General features: G+C 61.7%; 3 protein-coding genes. 2 read left to right on the top strand and 1 reads right to left on the bottom strand.

Features of this window, described 5'->3' with window-relative positions:
* A partial coding sequence (locus tag L0H65_RS18955; RefSeq protein ID WP_301460754.1) for an Lrp/AsnC ligand binding domain-containing protein occupies nt 1-149 on the top strand: 149 nt, incomplete at its 5' end.
* Nucleotides 150-257: 108 nt separating this feature from the next.
* The gene (locus L0H65_RS18950) at nt 258-1,385 is read left to right on the top strand and encodes an aminotransferase class V-fold PLP-dependent enzyme (RefSeq protein ID WP_301460753.1); all 1,128 of its coding nucleotides are present in this window, start codon (nt 258-260) and stop codon (nt 1,383-1,385) included.
* 45 nt (nt 1,386-1,430) lie between these two features.
* On the opposite strand, the gene L0H65_RS18945 is transcribed toward L0H65_RS18950, so the two are convergent.
* Nucleotides 1,431-2,075: FAD-dependent monooxygenase (locus L0H65_RS18945; RefSeq protein WP_301460752.1), on the bottom strand; the 645-nt coding region annotated here is incomplete at its 5' end.

The raw sequence follows: 2,075 nt of genomic DNA, 5'->3' as shown, positions 1-2,075 counted from the left end.
TGTTCGATTACCGCTTGCGCGTGGTGGCGCGCGATATCGCGGATTTTGAACGGGTGTTGCGGCGGCGCATAATGCCGCTGCCGGGCGTCGGGCAGGTGGAGGCGAACGTGTTGCTGACAGAGGAGACCCGCCCCGGCCCTTTGGGCTAGACATGATGCTGTGTCGTTTCGATTGCAGGTGCCACGCTCTGACCATCCCCTTTGCATTGAACACGCGATCAGGTTAGCCATGGAGTCAGTCTTCACAGGAGAATTGCGATGGCGTCTTATCTGAGCACGGTTGACCCCGGCGGGTTGGAGGAGTTTTCGGTGGTGTTCACCGACCGCTCGCTCAACCATATGTCGGCGAAATTTCAAGCGGTCATGCGCGATATCTCATCGCTGTTGCAGGAGGTGTATCACGCAGACGCCGTGGCCATAGTGCCGGGTGGCGGCACCTATGCAATGGAAGCGGTGGCGCGGCAGTTTGGCCGTGGAGCGCGGGCAATGGTGGTGCGCAATGGCTGGTTTTCCTTTCGCTGGAGCCAGATTTTTGACGCAGGCGGTTTCGCGGCAGAGGTTGATGTGGTGATGGCGCGCCAGACCGGCAACGACAAACGTGCGCCCTATGCGCCGCCGCCCATTGCCGATGTCGTCGCCCGTATCCGTGAGGGCAAGCCGGATGTGGTGTTCGCGCCGCATGTCGAAACCTCCTCCGGTATCATCCTGCCGGATGATTATGTGACGCAAATGGCAAGTGCCGCGCATGAAGTTGGCGCGCTTATGGTGCTCGATTGTATTGCGTCGGGTTGTGTCTGGGTGGATATGGCTGCGACCGGCGTTGATGTGCTGGTGTCAGCGCCGCAAAAAGGCTGGTCAGCATCGCCTTCGGCGGGGTTGGTTATGCTGTCAAAGCGGGCAGAGGCGCGGTTGCAGGCGACCACTTCCGACAGCTTCGCGCTGGACCTGAAGAAATGGCGCAGCATCATGGCGGCCTATGAAGGCGGCGGCCACGCCTATCACGCCACCATGCCGACCGATGCGCTGGTCGGTTTTCGCGATGCGATGGTGGAAACCAAGGCGATGGGGTTTAAGGCGGCAAAAGCCGCACAATGGGAGTTGGGGCAAGCGGTTCGGGCGATGTTTGCCGCGCGCGGTGTGCCTTCGGTTGCCGCCGATGGCTTTGGTGCGCCGGGTGTCGTGGTCAGTTATACTGACGATCCCGGCGTTCAGAATGGCACGAAATTCCGCGATGAAGGCTTGCAGATCGCGGCGGGTGTTCCGTTGCAGGTGGGCGAAGGGCCGGAGTTCAAGACCTTCCGTATTGGCTTGTTCGGGTTGGATAAACTGGCGGACGTGCCCGCAACCCTGGCGCGGTTGGAGCGGGCGGTTGAGGTGGTTTTGTAACCCAACCACCTGAAAGCAGGTATTTTTGCCAAGATGAAGGTGGGGTCAGCGCAAGCCCAGCCCCGTTTTCATCAGTGTTTTGCGCAATGGCGCAAAGGAATAGAGCGCGCCGAGGGCTTGCGCCCGCAAATCTCGCAGGACCGGCGCCCCCATCATCGAGGTCCGGTTCAGCGCGTCAATGCCCGCGACGCGCAATTGCACCTCGCGGTGACGACGGTTCTGGTAGGCGTCGAGCATCGCCGCATTGCCGAGCGCACCCGGATTTGCAAGCGCAAGCTCGTGCAACGTGGCAAGGTCAGCAAGGCTCATGTTCAGCCCCTGCGCCCCGATCGGCGGGACAACATGCGCCGCTTCCGCCATCAGCGCAGCGCGTTCGCCGGTCAGGCGTGCTGCGATCTGGCTGATGATGGGCCAGGTGGTCAGCGCGCTGATCCGCGTCATCGGGCCGAGAATGTGGCAGGCGCGCAGGCTCATTTCCGCGTTGAAACTCTCTGCCGGTAACGCTGCGAGCCGCGCAATTTCCGCCCCGCTGTCGAGCCAGACCACGGCGGAGCAGGGTTGTCCGCCGAGATCCGGCAGCGGCACCATGGTAAATGGCCCGCCGGAGCGGTGAACCTCGGTTGAAACATTTTGATGCGGAATCGGATGAGTGGTGGTGAAGGCCAGTGCCTTTTGCCAGTAGCGCGTTGT

It is taken from the genome of Pseudorhodobacter sp., assembly GCF_030452865.1.
Classification (GTDB): Bacteria; Pseudomonadota; Alphaproteobacteria; order Rhodobacterales; family Rhodobacteraceae; genus Pseudorhodobacter.
The sequence above is the reverse complement of the archived record's forward strand: the minus strand, read 5'-3'. Positions and strand labels throughout refer to the sequence as shown.

Bases quoted from the DNA above. Each gene is read 5' to 3' on its own strand.
- L0H65_RS18950 (WP_301460753.1), top strand. From the start codon at position 258: ATGGCGTCTTATCTGAGCACGGTTGACCCCGGCGGGTTGGAGGAGTTT.